The following is a 20,256-nucleotide window of genomic DNA, read 5'->3' as shown; positions in this document are numbered from 1 at the left end:
GTTTAGGAATTTTTCTGCTCTAAGGCGTCCCAAAATTCGTAGGCTTTTCGCAAGTGCGGAATTACAATTGTACCTCCCACAAGTGTTGCAATCCCAAGCGCTTCAACAACTTCTTCTTTGGTAAGTCCTTCTTTGTGGCTCGTTTCGAGGTGGTATTTTATACAATCGTCGCAACGCAAAACCGCAGAAGCTACCAATCCAAGCAATTCTTTGGTTTTTACATCGAGCGCTCCAGGCATGTATGCGTTGGTGTCGAGGTTAAAAATACGTTTTATTAGTTTGTTGTTATCCTCTAAAATGCGGTCGTTCATTTTCGAACGGTATGCATTAAATTCATCTACTATATCAGCCATTTTTTGCTTTTTCTTTTTTTAGTTTTCGTTCTTCTCTTTTCAGTACAATTCTAGAAATATAAATACTGAGTTCGTATAAAATTATAATCGGAATTGCTACTACAATTTGACTTGCTACATCTGGCGGAGTTATTACTGCGGAAAGAATAAGCACGATTACGATAGCTATTTTTCGATATTTTTTTAAGAATTCTGGAGTTACAAGACCAATTTTGGTAAGGAAATACATTAAAATAGGAAGCTCAAAAATGAGTCCGCATGAAATAACTGAAGCTCTTATAGTTGAAATATACGATGATAAATCGATGTCGTTAAAAACTTCTTCACTTACATGGTAATTGGCTAAGAAATTTATCGATAAAGGAGAAATTACATAGTATCCAAAAAGTACTCCTAAGAAAAATAGAAACGAAGCAATTACAATAAATCCACGCGAGTTTTTGCGTTCTTTTTCATAAAGTCCAGGGCTTATAAATCGCCAAAGCTCCCATAAAATATACGGAAATCCAATAATAAATCCAGCCCAAATAGATGTCCAAATATGCGCAGAAAACTGCCCAGCCATTTGTCTACTTTGTATTCTAAACTGTGGTCCTTCACAAAAAGATTCGTCCATTCCTAAAGCTTTAGAAATGTTGCAAAAAAACTGATATGTAGGAAAATCGGCTTTCTTTGGTCCGAAAAGTATAGTGTCGAAAATAAAATCTTTGGCAATAAAGGCTACAATTCCAATAATTAAAACACCAAAAGTGGCTCGTATTAAATGCCATCTAAGCTCTTCAAGATGGTCTAGAAAAGACATTTCGTCGGTGTTACCCGTTCCAATTTGTTTTGTCATTATAAAATTCCTTCTTTAATTAGGTCATGAATATGGATTACTCCATAGTATTGATTGTTTTTTTCGACTAATAATTGAGAGATACCAAATTCGTCCATAATATCCAAAGCATCAACAGCTAAGATGTCGGCATTGACAGTTTTCGGATTTACTGACATAATGTCCATAGCTTTTAATCCGCTTATGTTGTCATATTTTCTCAGCATTCTACGGATGTCCCCATCAGTTACAATTCCAATAATTTTATTGTTTTCTGTCACTGCTGTTACCCCCATTAATTTTTCAGAAATCTCAACAATAACATCTCGCACGTCGGCATCTGCATCAACCTGAGGTTTAAAATTTGCTGCGGCAATATCTTTTACACGCAAGTACAATTTTTTACCAAGGGCACCTCCAGGATGATATTTGGCAAAATCTTTACTACTAAATCCGCGAAGTTCTAACAGGCAAATTGCCAATGCATCTCCCATTACCATTTGCGCTGTGGTACTGGTAGTTGGCGCTAAATTGTGCGGACAAGCTTCTTTTTCTACATGTGCATTTAATATAAAATCTGCTTGTTGAGCAAGGAAGGATTTTTTGTTAGAAGTGATGGCGATAATTTTATTTGGCCCTTCTTTAATGAAAGGAACAAGCACTTTAATTTCGGCAGTATTTCCACTCTTCGAAATACAAATTACCACATCGTCTTCCAAAATAGTTCCTAAATCTCCATGGATGGCATCACCTGCATGCATAAAAACAGCAGGGGTTCCTGTGGAGTTTAAAGTGGCTACAATTTTGGTGGCAATAATGGCACTTTTTCCAACTCCTGTAACGATTACTCTACCTTTTGAATTGTATATATACTCTACGGCGTCAGCGAATTCATCGTCAATAAATTGGGCAAGGTTTTTGATGGCATTACACTCGTTATCAATGACCTTTATAGCATTGGTTTTGATGACACTCTTAGTATTCAAATTTTAATTTTTTAGAATTTGTTATAACTAAAGATTAATAGTATCTTTAGTAGTGCAAATGTATATAAAATAGTAAAACGAAAGGATGAGTTCAGCTGAAATTGACTTACAGGCAGCGCTTAAACAGTATTTTGGATTTAGTCAGTTTAAAGGTTTACAAGAAAAGGTAATACAGAACATTGTAGATGATCATAACACGTTTGTGATAATGCCGACTGGTGGAGGTAAGTCCCTCTGCTACCAATTACCAGCGCTAGTTAAAGATGGTACAGCCATCGTAATTTCCCCCTTAATTGCACTGATGAAAAACCAAGTGGATGCCATTAGAGGAATTTCTTCCAACCATGGTATTGCACACGTTTTAAATTCTTCACTCAATAAAACGGAAGTTAAACAAGTAAAGGAAGACATAACTAATGGAGTTACAAAACTATTGTATGTCGCTCCAGAATCGCTTACAAAAGACGAATATGTCGAGTTTTTTAGAACGGTTAAAATATCTTTTGTAGCCGTAGATGAGGCCCATTGTATTTCCGAATGGGGACACGATTTTAGGCCCGAGTATCGAAACATTAAAACTATTATTCAACGTTTAGGAGATAATATTCCTATCATCGCGCTAACTGCTACTGCAACGCCAAAAGTTCAGGAAGATATCTTGAAAAACCTTGGAGTGAGTAGTGCGGAAGTGTTTAAAGCGTCGTTTAATAGACCAAATTTATATTACGAAGTACGCCCAAAAACCAAAAATGTAGATGCCGATATTATTCGTTTTGTAAAACAGAACGAAGGTAAATCTGGAATTATTTATTGTTTGAGTCGTAAGCGCGTAGAAGAACTCGCGCAAACGCTTCAGGTAAATGGTTTAAAGGCAGTTCCATACCACGCTGGGCTCGATGCCAAAACACGCGCCAAACATCAAGATATGTTTTTGATGGAAGATGTTGATATTGTGGTGGCTACCATCGCTTTTGGAATGGGAATTGACAAGCCAGATGTTCGTTTTGTAATTCATCACGATATTCCGAAAAGTATAGAGAGTTACTACCAAGAAACGGGTCGTGCTGGTCGTGATGGAGGCGAAGGTCACTGTTTGGCATTCTATTCTTATAAAGATATAGAAAAACTAGAGAAGTTTATGAGCGGGAAACCTGTAGCAGAGCAAGAAATTGGCCATGCGTTGTTACAAGATATGGTAGCTTACGCCGAAACTTCAATGTCTAGAAGAAAATTTATCCTTCATTATTTTGGTGAAGAATTTGACGAAGTAAATGGTGAAGGTGCCGAAATGGATGATAACATTCGTCATCCGAAGAAAAAGCACGAAGCCAAAGAAGATGTTGTAAAACTTTTGAAAGTAATTAAAGATACCAAAGAAAAGTACAAAGGCAAAGAGATTGTAAATACGCTTGTAGGAAAAGTTAATGCCCTTATTAAGTCGCATAAAACCGATGAGCGTCCGTTTTTTGGCTGCGGAAAAGAGCACGATGCATCCTACTGGATGGCACTCATCAGGCAAGTGTTGGTAACAGGAATGTTGCGTAAAGAAATTGAGCAATACGGAGTGTTACACGTAAATGAAAAAGGAGATGAATTTATCAAAAATCCGACTTCTTTTTTAATGACAGAAGACCATACCTACGACGAGACTACCGACGATGCTATTGTTACAGCAGGAAAAAGTGGTGGTGCCGTAGCCGATGAGACATTGCTTAAAATGCTGAAAGATTTAAGAAAGCAACAAGCAAAGAAACTTGAAGTTCCGCCGTTTGTAATTTTCCAAGATCCATCTTTAGAAGATATGGCTTTAAAGTATCCTGTAAGTTTGGAAGAAATGAGCAATATCCATGGCGTTGGCGATGGAAAAGCTAAAAAATATGGGAAGCCATTTGTACAAATGATTGCAAAATATGTGGATGAAAATGATATTATTCGTCCAGATGACATGGTGGTTAAAACCACGGGTGCTAACTCTGGATTGAAATTATACGTTATTCAAAACATAGACCGCAAACTTCCGTTGGATGATATTGCTGCTTCAAAAGGTTTAAAAATGGACGATCTGATTAAAGAAATGGAACAGATTGTTTATATGGGAACCAAGCTTAATTTGGATTATTGGATTAATGAAATTTTAGACGAAGACCAACAAGAAGAGTTACACGATTACTTTTTGGAGGCCGAAGATGATAAAATTTCAAATGCCATGGAAGAATTTGATGGCGAATATGAAGACGATGAAATTCGTTTGTATCGTATTAAATTTATTAGCGATGTAGCGAATTAAGCTATAAAAAAGAATTGTAATCTCCGCTTTCGATCAGTTGAAAACTATCTGTAGCGATGATTAAATGATAAACAACGGCTTTTATTTGAGTGGTACCAACTTGAATGAGAGCCGTTGTTTTTTTGTAATAATTAAAACTTGGGTCGTCGATTCCTTCATAATCGTCTAGAAGTTTTTCTAACTGTTTGTTGGTAGTTTCAACTTTAAAAACATCGCCGTAAATTAAATTCTTTGAAGTGGTTTCGAAAACCGCACCAGGGAAATTTCCTAAATTATAAAGCCTTCCAGGTGTATTTCCTTTACCGATATAAACACTATTTGCATGTAGTTTTTTTGCAATAGGATTGTTTGACTTTTTCCTTAAGGTTCCGTAAACAAAAAAATACATCAGTTGGATAGTTTGTAATAACGATCAATACAATTGTCTTCTTCGTTATAAAATTCCTTGATAAAATTAAAAGTAGAGTCTAAAATACGAACCGAAGTAACATTCTCTTTGTCCACATAAGCAACAATCTCTTTAATTTTTTTCACCTCAAAAGCATACTTAATAAGTCCGTTGGTAACTTCTTTTCCGTAGCCTTGTCGCCAGTGTTCTTTTAGAAGTCGGTAACCAATTTCGTACTCATCTTTTTCATTGCGCACCAAAGCAATAGTTCCTATAAATTGTTCGGTAGCACTGAGTGTAATTGCCCATACCCAAAAGTCGTTTTTTGGGAGTTTATAAAACTTTAAAATGTTTAAGAGGTCTTTTTTATTTTCTTCCAAAGAATACGTTTTACCGCCCACATATTTCATAACTGCTTGGTCGTTTTGCATTTTATGAAACAAGTCGAGATCGCTTAAAGTGAGTGCGCGAATTGTTAATCTTTGGGTAGTAAATATCATACGTTAAAGGTATGATAAAATACTAAGAATCAAAATGTTTTAACTTGTTGACTTGTAATTAAGAAACACTATTTTCTAAAAGTTCCAAACTGTAAGTATCGGCATTGAGTCGAGCTTCAATTCCAACTGGCAAGGTAATGTTGTGGTCAACATGCCCAATTGGGAAACCGTAAACAGCAGGGATATTTAGGGTTTTAATTCGGTCTAAAATAACTTCTTTTAAAGAAAAAGAATTGGAACGTTTTGGATCGTCGCATCCTTTAAATACCCCAAGTACAATCCCTTTGGCGTATTTCATGGTTTTAGAATTGAGTAGTTGTGTTAACATTCGATCTACACGATACGGATCTTCGTCAATTTCTTCAATAAAAACAATCTTATCGGTATAATCTACATCAAAATCGGTACCTGTCATTGCTGAAAGTAGCGAGAGGTTTCCGCCAACAAGTCGGCCTGTTGCAGTTCCTGGAGTAATTACATAATTCTCGAAAGTAGAATCGGATTGCGTAGTACTCGCAGAAAACTTTTCAGTAGTTACGATAATTTTATTAGACGGATTTTCTAAAATACGAGAGGTTTCAAGTTTGTTGAAATCGTTGTTGAGCGTTGTTCCAACTGGGCCGTGAAATGTTACAATACCTGTTTTTTGGTAAATGCTATTTAAAAGCGCTGTAATATCGCTAAACCCGAGGATGATTTTTGGATTTTGCTGAATGTAATCGAAGTTAATATCTTTTAAAATACGTGTACATCCGTAGCCACCACGCGCACAAAATATAGCATCGATTTCTGGATTGAGAAACATTTCGTGAATGTCTTCCACACGGGCTTTGTCGGTATTACTAAAATAACCATAATTCCCCGAAATACGAGAGGTGTATACAGGTTCAAACCCCATTGCTTTTACATTGGTAATGGCATTTTGTAATGCTTTATCAGACAGTGCGTAACCAGGAGCAATAAGTCCTACTTTAGCTCCTTTTTTAAGATGCTTCGGAAGAATATGATTGTTTTCTTCTTGTGGTTGTATGGTGTTATTTTGTGCAAAAACACTTCCTATTGGGGTTACTGCCAAAGCCGAAACTTGTGCACTACGTCTGATAAATTTTCTTCGATTCATACCTTTTAACTCGTAAATTATAATTTCAAAACTACTTATTTTTTTTGGTTCGTCGTGTGTTTTTACAATTCATCTATAAAATCCTACAATTCGGAATGTTCTTTTTTGTAAAGGCTTCAACTTATTACAACTTTGACCTTGTAAAACCAAAACAGCATTATGATACAATTACTTTTTTTCATTTTACAATTCTTTTTTAATATGCTCGCTTAGGGTTTTTAAAGAATTCATCAATCATCAAAAAACGAAACAGTCAACTTTAAAATGAAGCCATATGAGGAATTAGTAAGATTATTCAGAATTAAAGAAAAACGGAAACTTACAAAGCTTTTAAGTAACTTTAAGTTTTCAGAAGAACAAAAAGTATAAAACAAATTACAACAAGTGAAACTTATAATTAAAGATTTTGGACGCGCATTTCTTTTGGGAATGGTTATCTTTTTAATCATTAAAATAGTGTCGTTTGCCTACGGAAATGAATTAGTGTTCGATAAAAATTTGGTCACGAATTTTTTTATAAACCAGCTGTATAGTATTGTTTTATACTTTGTTAACGCCAATTACATTCGGTTTTTGTTTAAAAAATTTGGTAAAAAAATCAACTCATTCTCGATTGTTTGGCGATTTGTTTTAGGCACCTTGCTTATCACATTAGTATCGGTTTTTATATTGAATTCTGTAATCTTGATGCTGAAGTATGATGTATCGTTTACAGTTTCATTAACCATGCAAGACATTGCAAATTATTTAGCTCCATTGATAATCACCATTATAATTTCGGTACTTTTTGTGGCTTTCTTTTTTTATAAAACAAACCAAGAAACAAAAGTAAAAGAGCAGAAAGTAATTGCAGGTCGTGCTACGGCGCAGTTTGATGCTTTGAAAAATCAGTTAGACCCACATTTTTTGTTTAACAGTTTAAATGTTTTAACAAGTTTAATAGAAGAAGACCCGCAGAGTGCCCAAAAGTTTACCACTTCTTTATCCAAGGTGTATCGATATGTTTTGGAACAGAAAAATAAAGAATTGGTTACGGTAGAAGAAGAAATTCGGTTTGCGCAAACCTACATTAGTTTACTGCGGATGCGTTTTGAAGACAGCATTGTATTTAAGGTGTCGGATGCGTTATTACAAAGCGATGCCAAGGTTGTTCCGCTTTCGCTACAATTATTGTTGGAAAATGCGGTAAAACACAATCAAGTTACGCCAAGCAAACCTTTAGAGATTTCTATTTCAGAAGAAAATAATTATTTAGTAATTACCAATAATTTACAACCAAAATCGGTATTGAAACACAGTAGTGGTGTAGGCTTAACAAATATTCAGCAACGATATTATTTATTGACATCTCGCCCTGTTGAAATAGCAAAAGACAATCGCTTTTTTATCGTGAAAATACCAATGTTAACAAAACAAATAGCAACAATGACAACACAAGAATCATACATACAAGATAAAAGATACAGTCGCGCAAAAGAGCGTGTAAATGCCATCAAAGGTTTTTACGGAAACCTTATCGCATATGTAATTATCATTCCATTTTTAGGATGGCTCAACTACCGAACAACCAGTTTTCCGTGGGTGATTTTTCCTGCAATGGGGTGGGGTTTCGGACTCTTAATTCATGCGATGGAAGCTTTCGGGTTTAATCCGCTATGGGGAAAACGCTGGGAAGAGCGAAAAATTAGAGAATTTATGGAGAAAGATATTTAATTGATAACCATGGAAAATTTAGAACAACAAAATAAATACCTCAGAGCGAAAGAGCGTGTTGAAGAACTTAAAAAGTTTTATAACGGACTTACTGCTTATGTTTTGATAAATGCATTTTTGGCAGGGGTGAATTACTGGTTAGACGGATGGAATTATCCGTGGTTTTTATGGTCGGTTATTCCTTGGGGAATCGGAATAGTGTTTAATGCTGTAAAGGTTTTTGGATGGAATCCTACATTTTCTAAAAATTGGGAGGAGCGAAAAATTAAAGAATTTATGGAAAAAGACACCGAAAGTAATCAATACTCCCGTTGGGAATAAACTTGTTAGATTATGGAATTAAGCGAAAACGAAAAATATCAAATAGCCAAAAAACGAGTAGATAATTTAAAAGGATTTTACTGGCACCTCACAATTTTTATCATTATAAACACGTATATCTTAGTAAATAGTTACATTTCGTCGACTTATAATAATCACGATTTTTGGAACTTAGGAACCTTTTCAACGCTGTTTTTCTGGGGAATAGGATTGTTTTTTCATGCGTGGGGAGTTTTCGGAACCAGATTTGTGTTTTCTAGGAATTGGGAAGAAAAACAAATTAAAAAATATCTAGAAAAGGAAGAACAACAACAAAGAGAATGGTTGAAAAGAAACCGTTAAAAAAAGCATATGAACGTAATTATTATTGAAGATGAAGCGCCCGCAGGAAGACGACTTCAGCGAATGCTTGAAAAATTAAATGTTGAGGTAGCAACAACGTTACAATCGGTTGCCGAAGCTATTTTGTGGTTTAAAAACAATCCGCAACCAGACCTTATATTTTTAGATATTCAATTGTCCGACGGACTTTCTTTCGAAATATTTGATGAAGTAACCATTACGAGTGCTATTATTTTCACAACTGCATACGATGAGTATGCGCTTCAAGCTTTTAAGCTCAACAGTATTGATTATCTTTTAAAGCCTATTGACGAAGATGAGTTGAAGCAAGCTGTAACAAAATATCAAAATTTCCAACCTGTAAAATCCGATGTGCAACTCAATTTTGAAGATATTAAAAAGTTATTGGTTAACCCAATCGAGCGCACGTATAGAAAGCGTTTCACAGTAAAAGTAGGGCAACACTTAAAGTTAATTCCTGTAGATGAAGTGGTGTGCTTTTACAGTGAAAATAAAGGTACTTACCTACACACCAATCAAAACCGAAGTTACTTACTCGACACTACTTTAGAAGCTTTGCAAGACGAACTTCCTCCAGAAAAATTCTTTAGAGTGAGCCGAAAATTCTGTATTCATATCGATGCCGTAAAAGACATTATAAATTATTCAAACGCGCGTTTACAGGTAAAACTTAACCAATTTGATGCCCAAGAAATTATTGTAAGCAGAGAACGCGTAAAAGATTTTAAGGATTGGTTGAGTTAAAATAACGTGAGTGCTACATAAGAATGATGGATATGTAATAAATATGACCTATTTAAAAAGCATCGAGAATCAAGGAAGCGGTGTGGGTTGATAGATAAAAAGCTGTTTGAGAGTAGCGAGTTCTTTTTATCTGTGGCGGTTGTTTCCGTAGATTTTCTTATGCTTTTTAAATCCGTCTTGACTTTCCTGCCTTCCGCAGGCAGGTTTGTTTCGTTTTTGTGTAAAGACAAAAATGAAATTATTATTAAATAACTGAAATGCAGGTGGTTGCATTTACTTTATGTTGACATTTATATTGTACAGAGGTTTAAATAATCTTTTATCAGCATTAAAATATTTTTTGTAGCTTTTCGTCTGTAATTTATTACTGTTTTTCTATGAATAATCGAAAAATAATAAAGATAATCGGACTGATAGCTTTGCTGATTGTAATTTTAATGAGCACAGGTCTTGGGTATTTGTATTATAAATATGAAGGTAGGTATAACGTCAATAGTGATAAATATCCTTATCATGTTGGACATATTGATGCTGAATCTACAATTATAAATGATTCTTTTGAGCTATGTGAGGATGCAGGTATCGTAGGGACTTACTCTAGTTCTGCTCCAAAAATCTATAAAGGCAGTAAATATAGTTTTAAACAAAAAATTCTTTCAAAATATCAAAATAATGAATATCCCGATACTGGCTACCTAAATCTTCGATTTCATATTAATTGTAATGGAGAAATAGGAGATATGGAAGTAAATGAATTGAATTTGGAGTTTGAAAGAATTGATTTGGCAGATGAAATGGTTGAGCAATTGATAAAGCTTACGCATTCGTCTGAAAATTGGGATTTGTATCTCGAAAATGCCAATTACTATATGTATTTAATTTATAATATTGAAAATGGAGAGATTGTTGAAATTTTGCCTTAGCGGATTATTTATAATTTCTTTGAGTTGCACTACTTCAGATTTTAATAATTTATCTACTGAAGAACGAAAAGAATTAGCAAAAGAAAAGTGGGAAGCTAATAATACATACCAAGGAAGTCCTGCATCACAAACACTTTTTGATGAAATTATAGCACTAGACTCTCTGCATTGCGATGCTGTTAGAGAAAAATCAGTTCCCTATTTAAAAAGAGGAATGGCGTTCGAATGGAAACCTTTGTTTGATAATGCTGTTGCCTGCAACCCAAAAGTTTGGCAACCCATGCGTGGCTATTTGTACTTGTATTTTTATCGAGATTTTAAAAGAGCAATTAAAGATTTCAATGCGAGTGATATTTTAACTCCAAATTTTGTCGATGCTCCACAGGGGCATAGTGTTAATTATTGGAGAGGAATAGCGTATATTGGACTTGAAGATTATGCAAATGCCATAGTGTTTTTTGAAAAGCATATTAATACTGAATTGGAAACTTTAACTGAAGATTGGATAGAACCGTCAGCTTTTCTTTATTTAGGAATTGCTCAATATGAATTAGGAAACTTACAGGATGCTGAAGTGAATTTTAAAAAGATGCTCAAATACAATCGAGAGCAAAGCGCCGATGCAAATTATTATTTAGCGTTGCTGAATTATAAATTGGGAGATAAGACTACTGCATTGAAACACGTTGAAAAGGCAATAGCCGATTATAAATCAGGAATTTTTAGATATAGAGATTATGTTGAAGAAATTAGACAAATATATCCTCAACAGCTAGAGAGCTTGAAGGCTGAACTCTTGTGAGGCTAAATTTTTCTGAGAAATTTTATTAAAATTATAACACTTCTTATAGCTTGAAATAAGCTATTTTCCCTCAAAAATCCTTACTTTTATAAAGCTATGAAAACACGTAAAAGACAAGGATTTATATTTACAAAATATGAAGCTCCCGAGCAATCTCCTTTCGAAAAACTCTTCGAAATCTTTAAAGAGCTCATTACGCATACTTCTGGAGATTTTAATGAAGCAATCGATTGGCTTCGAGAACTCGATACCGAATACCAACTTACCGACGATGAGTATACCATTGACGATTTTATAGAAGACTTAAAACGAAAAGGGTTTATTCAGGAGGAAATCGACCCAGAAAATGGTGATGGAGGGCAAGGGGAAGGCAAATTTTCCATTACTGCAAAAACCGAACAATTGATTCGGAAACATGCACTCGACCAAATTTTTGGAAAACTGAAAAAAAGCACGAGTGGAAATCATCGTACCAAACACTCGGGAAGAGGCGATGAGCATACGGGCGATTTTAGAGCGTATCAATTTGGTGATGCACTCGAGCGTATCTCAATGACCGAAAGCATGAAAAATGCGCAAATAAACAACGGTCTCGATCATTTTTCTTTAAATGAAAGTGATTTAATTGTTGAAGAAACGCATTACAAAGCGCAGATGAGCACCGTACTTATGATTGACATCAGTCATAGTATGATTTTATACGGGGAAGACCGCATTACTCCTGCTAAAAAAGTAGCCATGGCATTGGCAGAACTTATCACTACTCGATACCCAAAAGACACACTCGATATTATTGTTTTTGGTAACGATGCTTGGCCAATTTCTATTAAAGATTTACCATATCTAAAAGTCGGTCCTTACCACACAAATACCGTAGCTGGTTTACAATTGGCGATGGATATTTTACGCCGAAAGCGAAATGCCAACAAACAAATTTTTATGATAACCGATGGGAAGCCAAGTTGCATCCGCCAATCTAATGGCGATTATTATATGAATAGTGTTGGTTTGGACACCTATATAGTCGACAAATGTTACAGCATGGCACGGCAGGCACGTAAACTCAACATCCCGATTACCACTTTTATGATTGCTCAAGATCCTTATTTGATGCAATTTATTCGTCATTTTACTGAAGCCAATAAGGGGAAAGCCTTTTTTACAGGGTTGCAAGGGCTTGGAGAAATGATTTTTGAAGATTATGAAGCCAATCGAAAAAAACGAATTCGTTAATTTTTTAAATGAATTCAGTATAAAAAAGATATAACACAGCATGAAAGATAAAGAAATACAAAAAATAAAAACTTTAGGAACATTAGTTGCCTCTGGATATAAGTCAAAACATATAAAAGATGAGTTACGAGATAATCTTATCAAGAAAATAAAAAGTGGAGAACCTACTTTTACAGGAATTCATGGGTATGAAAACACTGTTATTCCAGAGTTAGAGCGTGCTATTTTGTCGCGACATAATATCAATTTGTTAGGACTTCGAGGACAAGCAAAAACACGTTTGGCAAGACAGATGGTCGATTTACTTGACGAGTGGATTCCAGCTGTAAAAGGTTCTGAAATTAACGACGATCCGTTGAATCCAATTTCACGATTTGCAAAAAAAGCAATTGAAGAACACGCTGATGATACTCGAATTGTTTGGATCCATCGAAGCGAGCGCTTCTATGAAAAACTCGCTACACCCGATGTTACAGTAGCCGATTTGATAGGTGATGTAGATCCTATAAAAGCGGCCAACCTAAAATTGTCGTATGCCGATGATCGCGTGATTCACTACGGAATGATTCCGCGTGCCAATAGAAGTATTTTTGTAATCAATGAATTACCCGATTTACAAGCGAGAATTCAAGTAGCATTGTTTAATATTCTTCAGGAAGGCGATATTCAAATTCGAGGATTTAAACTGAGACTTCCGTTGGATCTTCAGTTTATATTTACAGCAAACCCAGAAGATTACACCAATCGTGGAAGTATTGTTACGCCTTTAAAAGATAGAATCGGTTCTCAGATTTTAACACATTATCCTGAAAGTATTGAGATTGCTAAAAAAATTACGCAACAAGAAGCAAAGTTAGAAGCAACTCAAAAAGAGTCGATTTACGTTCCGTCATTAGTGTATGATGTTTTAGAGCAAATAGGATTTGAAGCTCGTAACAGTGAGTACATCGACAGTAAAAGTGGAATTAGTGCGCGTTTAAGTATCTCTGCTTTTGAAAATTTAATGAGTACTGCCGAGCGTAGAATGTTACGCAATAATGAAGAACAGACGAGTATACGATTAAGCGATTTTATGGGAGTAATTCCTGCAATTACAGGAAAAGTAGAATTGGTTTATGAAGGCGAGCAGGAGGGAGCAGGTTTTGTTGCACAGCAATTAATTTCTGATGCTATTAAAACAATATTTCCAACATATTTCCCTAAAATAGAGAAGTTGGAGCGTCCTAATACGCCGAGTCCTTATGATGAAATAGTTACTTGGTTTTTTGAAGGAAGTGGTTTTGAGTTGTTAGACGATGCCACAAATGAATACTATAAAACTCAGTTAAAAGAAATTACGCCTTTAGAAACCTTATTGAAAAAGCATCAGCCGACGGTAAGTGAAGAAGATAGTTACTTTTTTAAAGAGCTAGTTCTTTGGGGGTTGGTAGCTTATAAAAAGTTGAGTAAACACCGATTTACAGAAGGTTATCAGTTTAGAGATCCCTACGGAAGTTATATCAATGGTTTATAATTAAAAATTCTGAAGCTGTCTAAAAATATTTTAAAAAGTCATTCTAGATTCATTTTATAATCTCATCATAAGTCCTAGGTTCATATGATGAGATTATTTTTTACTGAAAACGACCTATTAAAAAGCCCGAAGACAGAAGGCAATAGGCGATAAGCCATAAGCAAAAAAGAAAAATAGTAAAAACGTCATTCTGAACTTGATTCAGAATCTCATCATGCTAGTGTGAACCTGAATCGAGTTCAGGTTGACAAAAAATTAAACTTAGAAAAAGTCTCAGTTTTTATTTGTTTTCATCTAAAAATAACAACCACTCCGCCAATCTATCTGGCCAAGTTTTTAAGTGTGGATGCTCAAGTCCTAATCCGAATCCATGACCACCAATTGGGTATAAATGCATTTCAGCAGGAACCTTATTTTCTTTTAACGCTCTGTAAAAATCTAAACTGTTTTCCACTGGTACGGCACCATCATCGGCGCTATGCACAATAAAAGTAGGTGGTGTTTGCGGTGTTACTTGTAGTTCGTTTGAATATTCTTTTACGAGTGCTTCCGAAGGATTTTCTCCCAATAAAGAAATACGAGACCCCATATGCGTATATCTCTCATTCATGGTTACAACTGGGTACATCAAAATTAAAAAGTCGGGACGTGCACTTATCGTTTTGTAAGGATCATTAGGAATCTTTGTATCGGTGTTAAAATGTGTCCCGAGAGTAGACGCCAAGTGTCCGCCTGCAGAAAATCCCATCACTCCAATTTCATCTGAATTCAATCCCCATTCAGTAGCATTTTTTCGAATAATTTGTACCGCACGAATAGCATCTTGTAGTGGAACTTCAGTTTTATTAATAACGCCACTGCCTACTGGTAGTCGGTATTTTAAAACAAAAGCGGTAACACCTTTCGAATTAAACCATTGTGCAATTTCGGTACCTTCCCAATCGTATGCAAGTCTTTGGTAACCACCTCCAGGAAGTATAATTACAGACCTTCCGTTAGCATTTCTTTTACTTGGTAGAAAAGCTTCTAATGTTGGATTTTGAACATTAGAAATGCGTAAAATTTCGCTCTGATCGTGAATTTCTTTTTCTTCGGAAGGAATACTGTTTGGAGTTTCAGCTTCGTAAAGTGGAATAATTTTTTCTTGTGAAATCATGTTTTGGACACAAAAAGGAAGTATAACAAATAGACAAAAAAGGCTTCTTAAAATATTAGTTGGCATCAGATTTATTATTCAAATTAAAAATTAAAAATTTCTTTTTTTCCTGACTTTCATCAGAAGTTGCTCGTAAAATACAATCTTCAATAAATTTCACATAAGTGTTTTTACCCTCAACAAGAACTCCTCTTGGAATTCGTTCGTTTTCACTATGGATGTTATCGAGGTAGCTCATATCTAAACTGATAGGAGTAGCGGTAAAAGTCGTAATTCCTTTTGCTCTAAAAACTCCAGCGTCGCTTGTGTTTGGGAGTATAATTGTAATAACATCGGTATCGGGGTAGTTTTGCTCGATGGCAGTTTTTAAACTTTGGTAATACGTACTTTTATCATCCGACGATTTCATTTCTGGTTGCGAATGAATAATAGAAATTTCAATATCGTCGTTTTTTAATCGCTTTTTGACATCGGCAAGAAATTCTTCTTTTGAAGCATCAGGTAAGAGTCGGCAATCCAACAGAGCAGTTGCTTCCGTAGGAATTACATTTACCACATCATTATTACTGTCGATACTCGTTAGCGTGATTGTATTTGAAAAAACCGAAAACAATTCTGGTTGTTCCCTCAGTTTAGGTGTGATAAACATTTTGAAAAGCTTTGGATGACGCATGGCAAAACCAGTAAGTCCTTTTTCGAGCTTTCCAATATCTTTCAGCATTTTAATATTTAAATCGTTGTAAATGGCCTTTTGTTTTTTACCTAAAAGATTGTCTAAAGCTTCCACCATTTCTCGGTTTGCGTAGCGAAGTGGCGTTACCGAACCATGAGCCGATGAGTTTATTTTGAGAGTTAGTTTCAACCATAACGACCTCTTGTGCGCTACTGAAATTGGAAAAACAGCTTTGTCTGGATTGGTTTGAATAGCACCTTTAATAGCAGGAGGACCTTCACCAATAACTACTGCAGGATTGAGTTCTTTTAAATGATTTGCAATTACATACTCGGCACCTCCAGTACATTGCGTTTCTTCACAAGAAACAGGAAGAAAAGTAACGTTGAAAGGCAGTTGTTGGTCTTTGTATTTCTTGAAAATTTCGATGACGCTAAACAAATGCATTATTCCATTTCCTTTATTATCCCAAGCTCCTCGTCCCCATATTTCGGTATCTGTAATTTCTCCTGAAAAAGGTGGATATACCCATTTTTCTAGGTCTCCAGCAGGAACAACGTCGATATGGTTTAAAAGCACAATGTTGGGTAAATTGCTTGAAAGCGGATAAATTGAAGCAGTAAAATTGTACTGAGCATCTTCATTTCCCATTTGCTGAATGTGCAATCCGTTTTCAATACAAATGTTCTTCAACCATTCACCGGCTTCTTTTTCGTGTCCGCTTATAGATTCAAACTGAATATATCGACTCAAATAATTTTCAATATTACTATCGGAAGGAATACCTAATTCCGAAGAAGGATTTATGCTAGTTGAATTTTGCGAATACGTAACTTGAAGGGCTAAAATAAGTAAGATAAAGTGACTTAAAACGCTATTTTTTTGTGGCATAAGATCTGCTAAAGTTTGAAAACAAGATATTGATAAAATATTGTTTTATAGAAATATTTTTCCGTTAAATGTTTAAATTTTTTCAAGGTTTGCAGGGTGTAGAAATAAAATATCAATTTGATTATTTATTGACTCAAAAGTAGCGCTTTATTTCTAAACTATAAATAAGCTAAAGGGATTTAAACTAAAAAGATGCCTTCTCGAAATGTGCAAGAAGGCATCTTAGATGTACCTAAAACATCTATTTATGTATGTTGAGATTGACTATTGTTCAACCCATTCTCCATTTTCGTTTGCAAATAGAATTCCCGATTGATCACCCATGGTTACTTCCAATTTATAGGTTTTTTCATCGTTTACATATGCTTTGGTAATGGTTGCTCCAGCATAATCCGCTTGTAGCGATTCTTGAACTGCAGTTGGAATTTCACTCACCGCAATTTCTTTATAATCATCTTGAAGTGTTACAACAGCTACATCGTTGTTTGCTGTTACTGGTGTTGTTGCAAATGCAGTTAAACTTCCTAAAGCCATTGCTGCTACTAATACTACTTTTTTCATGATATTAAAATTTTATGGTTTTACTTATTTGTAGTGAATAGTGCTACAATTGTACCATTACTTTTTAATAATGAAATAATCTTATTTTTAGCTAACAATCAGTAAGTTGTGTTTTTATACTGATTTTGCGTGTTGTGTAAAAGGCGTGTAAACGAACCGAAGCTTGTGTAACGATTACACAGAAAAGTTGTGTTTTGTATTTATTTCGGATGTAGTTTTGCTATTCAACCATAAATAATGCATTTACAAAAAATAGCTTTCCATTTTCCCAAAAACCTCTAAAAAGAGGATTGTCTACAAAATACACCACTGTACCTTTTCCGACTTTCTCTGTGCCAAATACAACACTATTCGGTTGCTTTTTCTGTGCATTAACTCCTGCAAATCCAGATAAAGGAGCACTTGTGTTTTCAAGGTAAACAGCGTTTTTAGTAGTTAAATAGTTGTAGGCGTCTCCGTTAAGTTTCATGCTGTAATAGGTATCTGTATATCCAAAAGCCAACGGATGTGTAGTATCTACTTTCGCTTTATAAATTGCTCCTGTAATGAGGTTTTGTATATAATTTCGGGCACTTAAAGCATAACTTTTAGGTTTAGAAATACTATCGTTTTCTTCATCTTCTTTTAATGAAATTGAAAAATCATCATCCGAAGCTAAACTTTTATTTGCCTTGCCAATTGCAATAAGCTTCCCTCCATCTTTAATCCAAGTTTTTATTTTTCTTAGCTGTTCTTCTTTTAATGAACTTGTTTCAGGAAGAATTAAAATATCATACGCATCTATGTCAATATTACTAAAATACGTTGCATCTAAAACTGTAACGGGATAGTGAAGTTGCTGTTCAAAAAAGTGCCATACTTCTCCAAAATTTAAAGTAGAAACTTTTCCGCCAGAAAGTAGGGCAACTGTAGGTTTTGAGATTAAATCAACACTTCCCGAACCAAAATCTTTCCCTTTATTAACAAAACCCGTAGTTGTGCTAGTAAGTATTTTATGGTGTTTTTCGGCTATTGTTTTTAAAGTGTTTGAAAAGTTTTTTACAGTTGAATTATCACTATTTCGAACGATTAAACTTCCGCTTTTAAATTGTGTTTCATTTATACTAAAAGGTTCTTTGGTGTATCTTACACGAATATTTTTTTGTAATAAATCAGTTAAAAAGCGCGCATCGTCCATACTGTTCCAATCGGTAACATAGGCATACGAATTCTCTTCAAAAGTAAAAGCAGGAACAAATAATTTATCGGTTTCCGTAGTAATAATATTTTTTGTTGCCACAGCATCCAATCCATAAGCGTAAGGAAGCGACCACGCCGTAATATCGTAGGTAAGCGAGTCGGTAAGCATAGTTTCGGGCTCAAATAAAACCGTAATCAACGTAGATTTTGGCTGATTGGTACTTATTACCAATTTTTGGTCGTTATTATCGAGAGTTGCTGTTTTCTTACTTTTATAATCAAAGCCTTTTATTTTTTCTGAGGTAAAACCGTACGAAATTTTATGTACATCGAGCAGTTTGGTCAACATAGAGAGTTTGTCCACATTTCCAGCGAGCACATAACTGTTGTATTCATAGTTCTTTTCCGTATAAAAATCATTGAGTTCTTCGTTGAGTTTTTTAGCATTTTTAGAAGCCATTTCAACCGTCGAAATTCCAGTAGTAAAGTGGTGCTCTATTCTATTTTTAAGTGTTAGCGTATCGCCATTAGCCGTTTTAACTGCAAGTCCAGCTCTTCCGCTACCACCTTGTTCGTAGGTCATTCCGATAGCTCCATTGTAAATTGGATACGTGTCGCCATAGCTTGGGTAGAGTAAATCAAACTCTTCTTTGGTAAAATACAACCACCCATTATTATCAAAGTAGGAAGCGTGATTCTTTCCAATTTCCGTCTGAAAATTGCGTTGCCATTTGGTAATTACTTCATGCATAGGTTCCGAAGCAGGAGCAAAATAGTAAGGACTGTCCATGCTTTGTTCATGAAAATCTACATGAATATGCGGAAGCCACTCGTTGTAAAGCGGTACGTATTGCTGACTCTCCTTTTGTGTTACCCAAGCCCAATCTCTGTTTAAGTCAAACATATAGTGGTTAGGACGACCAGAAAGCCAAGGCTCGTTGTGTTCTTTTGAGTTTTTATCAACTGTAAAAGGAGTGTTTTTGTAATTGTAGTACCAATTTACGTAGCGGTCGCGACCATCTGGATTCATACACGGATTAAATATAAGCACGGTGTTTTTTAACCAATCTTTTTGAGTCGTCAGAAGTTCGTATATCGTTTTCATCGAAGCTTCCGTACTTACCGCTTCATTTCCATGCACATTGTAACTCATCCAAACAAGTGCAATTTCCGAAGCCGATTTTCCTTCCAAACTCTTTAAATGCTCTTGTTTTATTTCTTCTAAATTGTGTATGTTTTCAGCAGTCGAAACAAAAGCAACCAACAATTTACGACCTTCATAGGTGCTTCCGTAACTTTTAAGTTGCACCATGTTTGGCAGTTGTTCCGCCAAGTATTTGTAGTATGCAACCACTCGATGGTGCCTTGTGAAATTGGTTCCCAGTTCGTATCCTAAAAATTCAGAAGGCGATTGTATATTTTGCGCAAAAGTGCAAAGAGAAATTAAAAGTAGGGTGGCAAAAAACCGATATTTCATAGCGATTAACTAAAAGTTGAGTATACAGCGAAGATAAATTAATTACATTAATTAATATGATTTCAAAAGACTTATAAAAATTTATCGAATTGACCTATTAAAAAAGTTTTGAAAATCAAGGAAGCAGTAGGGGTGAGAGATAAAAAGCTGTTTGAGCGAAGCGAGTTCTTTTTATCTATGGTGGATGGTTCCGTAGATTTTTTCATGCTTTTTTAATCAGTCTTGACTTTTTTGTTTCGTTTTTGTGTCAAGACAA

General features: G+C 35.1%; 20 protein-coding genes. 9 read left to right on the top strand and 11 right to left on the bottom strand.

Translation table 11 applies throughout. From position 1 onward, the window contains the following. Positions 1-2 precede the first annotated feature (2 nt). Genes JMA43_RS06750 through JMA43_RS06740 form a run of 3 tightly spaced genes read right to left on the bottom strand, consistent with a single transcriptional unit; the run spans position 3 to position 2,156 of the window. The gene (locus JMA43_RS06750; protein ID WP_342155715.1) at positions 3-353 is read right to left on the bottom strand and encodes a carboxymuconolactone decarboxylase family protein; all 351 of its coding nucleotides are present in this window, start codon (positions 351-353) and stop codon (positions 3-5) included. Then, positions 346-1,191: a twin-arginine translocase subunit TatC gene (gene tatC / locus JMA43_RS06745; protein WP_342155713.1), complete on the bottom strand. Its 846-nt coding sequence runs from the start codon at positions 1,189-1,191 to the stop codon at positions 346-348. Before tatC ends, JMA43_RS06750 begins: the two co-directional genes overlap by 8 nt. Continuing rightward, on the bottom strand, positions 1,191-2,156 hold the full coding sequence (locus tag JMA43_RS06740; protein WP_342155712.1) for a KpsF/GutQ family sugar-phosphate isomerase: 966 nt from the start codon (positions 2,154-2,156) through the stop codon (positions 1,191-1,193). The genes tatC and JMA43_RS06740 overlap by 1 nt, the downstream gene beginning before the upstream one ends. Before the next feature lie 85 nt (positions 2,157-2,241). Here JMA43_RS06740 and recQ point away from each other — a divergent pair, with 85 nt between their 5' ends. Further along, on the top strand, positions 2,242-4,443 hold the full coding sequence (gene recQ / locus JMA43_RS06735) for a DNA helicase RecQ (protein WP_342155711.1): 2,202 nt from the start codon (positions 2,242-2,244) through the stop codon (positions 4,441-4,443). Position 4,444: 1 nt separating this feature from the next. On the opposite strand, the gene JMA43_RS06730 is transcribed toward recQ, so the two are convergent. From JMA43_RS06730 to JMA43_RS06720, 3 genes are read right to left on the bottom strand one after another with little or no spacing between them, the layout of a single operon-like run. Continuing rightward, positions 4,445-4,831: a gamma-glutamylcyclotransferase family protein gene (locus JMA43_RS06730; protein ID WP_342155709.1), complete on the bottom strand. Its 387-nt coding sequence runs from the start codon at positions 4,829-4,831 to the stop codon at positions 4,445-4,447. Next, a complete protein-coding gene (locus tag JMA43_RS06725) occupies positions 4,831-5,331 on the bottom strand; it encodes a GNAT family N-acetyltransferase (RefSeq protein WP_342155708.1) in 501 nt (166 codons plus the stop codon). Before JMA43_RS06725 ends, JMA43_RS06730 begins: the two co-directional genes overlap by 1 nt. Before the next feature lie 58 nt (positions 5,332-5,389). Beyond that, a complete protein-coding gene (locus JMA43_RS06720) occupies positions 5,390-6,451 on the bottom strand; it encodes a S66 peptidase family protein (protein WP_342155706.1) in 1,062 nt (353 codons plus the stop codon). 384 nt (positions 6,452-6,835) lie between these two features. Here JMA43_RS06720 and JMA43_RS06715 point away from each other — a divergent pair, with 384 nt between their 5' ends. The 4 genes from JMA43_RS06715 to JMA43_RS06700 are packed head-to-tail and all read left to right on the top strand — an operon-like array spanning position 6,836 to position 9,592. Beyond that, positions 6,836-8,164, top strand: a complete 1,329-nt coding sequence (locus JMA43_RS06715) for a 2TM domain-containing protein (protein ID WP_342155705.1) — start codon at positions 6,836-6,838, stop codon at positions 8,162-8,164. A gap of 9 nt (positions 8,165-8,173) precedes the next feature. Then, the gene (locus JMA43_RS06710; protein ID WP_342155704.1) at positions 8,174-8,485 is read left to right on the top strand and encodes a 2TM domain-containing protein; all 312 of its coding nucleotides are present in this window, start codon (positions 8,174-8,176) and stop codon (positions 8,483-8,485) included. 12 nt (positions 8,486-8,497) lie between these two features. Next, positions 8,498-8,827, top strand: coding sequence for a 2TM domain-containing protein (locus JMA43_RS06705; protein WP_342155703.1), 330 nt, complete (start codon positions 8,498-8,500; stop codon positions 8,825-8,827). 9 nt (positions 8,828-8,836) lie between these two features. Further along, positions 8,837-9,592 carry a LytR/AlgR family response regulator transcription factor gene (locus JMA43_RS06700; protein ID WP_342155702.1) on the top strand — a complete coding sequence of 252 codons (756 nt, stop codon included), beginning with the start codon at positions 8,837-8,839 and terminating at the stop codon, positions 9,590-9,592. Positions 9,593-9,718: 126 nt separating this feature from the next. Here the strand turns inward: JMA43_RS06700 and JMA43_RS06695 are convergent, their stop codons facing one another. Then, complete coding sequence (locus JMA43_RS06695) at positions 9,719-9,865, bottom strand: hypothetical protein (protein WP_342155701.1); 147 nt, start codon at positions 9,863-9,865, stop codon at positions 9,719-9,721. A gap of 104 nt (positions 9,866-9,969) precedes the next feature. On the opposite strand from JMA43_RS06695, the gene JMA43_RS06690 reads away from it, so the two are divergent. The 4 genes from JMA43_RS06690 to JMA43_RS06675 all read left to right on the top strand — a co-directional run bounded on the left by JMA43_RS06690 (position 9,970) and on the right by JMA43_RS06675 (position 14,063). Continuing rightward, positions 9,970-10,515: a hypothetical protein gene (locus tag JMA43_RS06690; protein ID WP_342155700.1), complete on the top strand. Its 546-nt coding sequence runs from the start codon at positions 9,970-9,972 to the stop codon at positions 10,513-10,515. Continuing rightward, the gene (locus tag JMA43_RS06685; protein WP_342155698.1) at positions 10,487-11,317 is read left to right on the top strand and encodes a tetratricopeptide repeat protein; all 831 of its coding nucleotides are present in this window, start codon (positions 10,487-10,489) and stop codon (positions 11,315-11,317) included. Before JMA43_RS06690 ends, JMA43_RS06685 begins: the two co-directional genes overlap by 29 nt. Positions 11,318-11,413: 96 nt before the next feature. Further along, positions 11,414-12,550 (top strand): vWA domain-containing protein, encoded by a 1,137-nt coding sequence (locus tag JMA43_RS06680; protein WP_342155697.1) that lies wholly within the window; start codon positions 11,414-11,416, stop codon positions 12,548-12,550. 40 nt (positions 12,551-12,590) lie between these two features. Further along, positions 12,591-14,063 (top strand): magnesium chelatase, encoded by a 1,473-nt coding sequence (locus JMA43_RS06675; RefSeq protein WP_342155696.1) that lies wholly within the window; start codon positions 12,591-12,593, stop codon positions 14,061-14,063. A gap of 280 nt (positions 14,064-14,343) precedes the next feature. On the opposite strand, the gene JMA43_RS06670 is transcribed toward JMA43_RS06675, so the two are convergent. The 4 genes from JMA43_RS06670 to JMA43_RS06655 all read right to left on the bottom strand — a co-directional run bounded on the left by JMA43_RS06670 (position 14,344) and on the right by JMA43_RS06655 (position 20,000). After that, positions 14,344-15,219, bottom strand: a complete 876-nt coding sequence (locus JMA43_RS06670; protein ID WP_342155695.1) for an alpha/beta hydrolase — start codon at positions 15,217-15,219, stop codon at positions 14,344-14,346. Between the two features lie 55 nt (positions 15,220-15,274). After that, positions 15,275-16,783 carry a M20 family metallopeptidase gene (locus JMA43_RS06665; protein WP_342155694.1) on the bottom strand — a complete coding sequence of 503 codons (1,509 nt, stop codon included), beginning with the start codon at positions 16,781-16,783 and terminating at the stop codon, positions 15,275-15,277. Positions 16,784-17,047: 264 nt separating this feature from the next. Next, on the bottom strand, positions 17,048-17,344 hold the full coding sequence (locus JMA43_RS06660; protein WP_342155693.1) for a hypothetical protein: 297 nt from the start codon (positions 17,342-17,344) through the stop codon (positions 17,048-17,050). Positions 17,345-17,564: 220 nt separating this feature from the next. Next, a complete protein-coding gene (locus JMA43_RS06655) occupies positions 17,565-20,000 on the bottom strand; it encodes a M14 family metallopeptidase (protein WP_342155692.1) in 2,436 nt (811 codons plus the stop codon). Positions 20,001-20,256: the final 256 nt, after the last annotated feature.

Origin of the sequence: Joostella sp. CR20, from assembly GCF_038433465.1 — a bacterium.
Lineage (GTDB): Bacteria > Bacteroidota > Bacteroidia > Flavobacteriales > Flavobacteriaceae > Galbibacter.
Note: the sequence above shows the minus strand (reverse complement) of the source record. Positions and strands in the feature narration are given on the sequence as shown.

What these genes read in the sequence shown, in the direction of transcription:
- JMA43_RS06750 (WP_342155715.1), bottom strand. Translation starts at nt 353, where the DNA reads ATGGCTGATATAGTAGATGAATTTAATGCATACCGTTCGAAAATGAAC.
- tatC (WP_342155713.1), bottom strand. Translation starts at nt 1,191, where the DNA reads ATGACAAAACAAATTGGAACGGGTAACACCGACGAAATGTCTTTTCTA.
- recQ (WP_342155711.1), top strand. Translation starts at nt 2,242, where the DNA reads ATGAGTTCAGCTGAAATTGACTTACAGGCAGCGCTTAAACAGTATTTT.
- JMA43_RS06730 (WP_342155709.1), bottom strand. Translation starts at nt 4,831, where the DNA reads ATGTATTTTTTTGTTTACGGAACCTTAAGGAAAAAGTCAAACAATCCT.
- JMA43_RS06725 (WP_342155708.1), bottom strand. Translation starts at nt 5,331, where the DNA reads ATGATATTTACTACCCAAAGATTAACAATTCGCGCACTCACTTTAAGC.
- JMA43_RS06720 (WP_342155706.1), bottom strand. Translation starts at nt 6,451, where the DNA reads ATGAATCGAAGAAAATTTATCAGACGTAGTGCACAAGTTTCGGCTTTG.
- JMA43_RS06710 (WP_342155704.1), top strand. Translation starts at nt 8,174, where the DNA reads ATGGAAAATTTAGAACAACAAAATAAATACCTCAGAGCGAAAGAGCGT.
- JMA43_RS06705 (WP_342155703.1), top strand. Translation starts at nt 8,498, where the DNA reads ATGGAATTAAGCGAAAACGAAAAATATCAAATAGCCAAAAAACGAGTA.
- JMA43_RS06700 (WP_342155702.1), top strand. Translation starts at nt 8,837, where the DNA reads ATGAACGTAATTATTATTGAAGATGAAGCGCCCGCAGGAAGACGACTT.
- JMA43_RS06695 (WP_342155701.1), bottom strand. Translation starts at nt 9,865, where the DNA reads ATGCAACCACCTGCATTTCAGTTATTTAATAATAATTTCATTTTTGTC.
- JMA43_RS06690 (WP_342155700.1), top strand. Translation starts at nt 9,970, where the DNA reads ATGAATAATCGAAAAATAATAAAGATAATCGGACTGATAGCTTTGCTG.
- JMA43_RS06685 (WP_342155698.1), top strand. Translation starts at nt 10,487, where the DNA reads ATGGAGAGATTGTTGAAATTTTGCCTTAGCGGATTATTTATAATTTCT.
- JMA43_RS06680 (WP_342155697.1), top strand. Translation starts at nt 11,414, where the DNA reads ATGAAAACACGTAAAAGACAAGGATTTATATTTACAAAATATGAAGCT.
- JMA43_RS06675 (WP_342155696.1), top strand. Translation starts at nt 12,591, where the DNA reads ATGAAAGATAAAGAAATACAAAAAATAAAAACTTTAGGAACATTAGTT.
- JMA43_RS06670 (WP_342155695.1), bottom strand. Translation starts at nt 15,219, where the DNA reads ATGATTTCACAAGAAAAAATTATTCCACTTTACGAAGCTGAAACTCCA.
- JMA43_RS06665 (WP_342155694.1), bottom strand. Translation starts at nt 16,783, where the DNA reads ATGCCACAAAAAAATAGCGTTTTAAGTCACTTTATCTTACTTATTTTA.
- JMA43_RS06660 (WP_342155693.1), bottom strand. Translation starts at nt 17,344, where the DNA reads ATGAAAAAAGTAGTATTAGTAGCAGCAATGGCTTTAGGAAGTTTAACT.
- JMA43_RS06655 (WP_342155692.1), bottom strand. Translation starts at nt 20,000, where the DNA reads ATGAAATATCGGTTTTTTGCCACCCTACTTTTAATTTCTCTTTGCACT.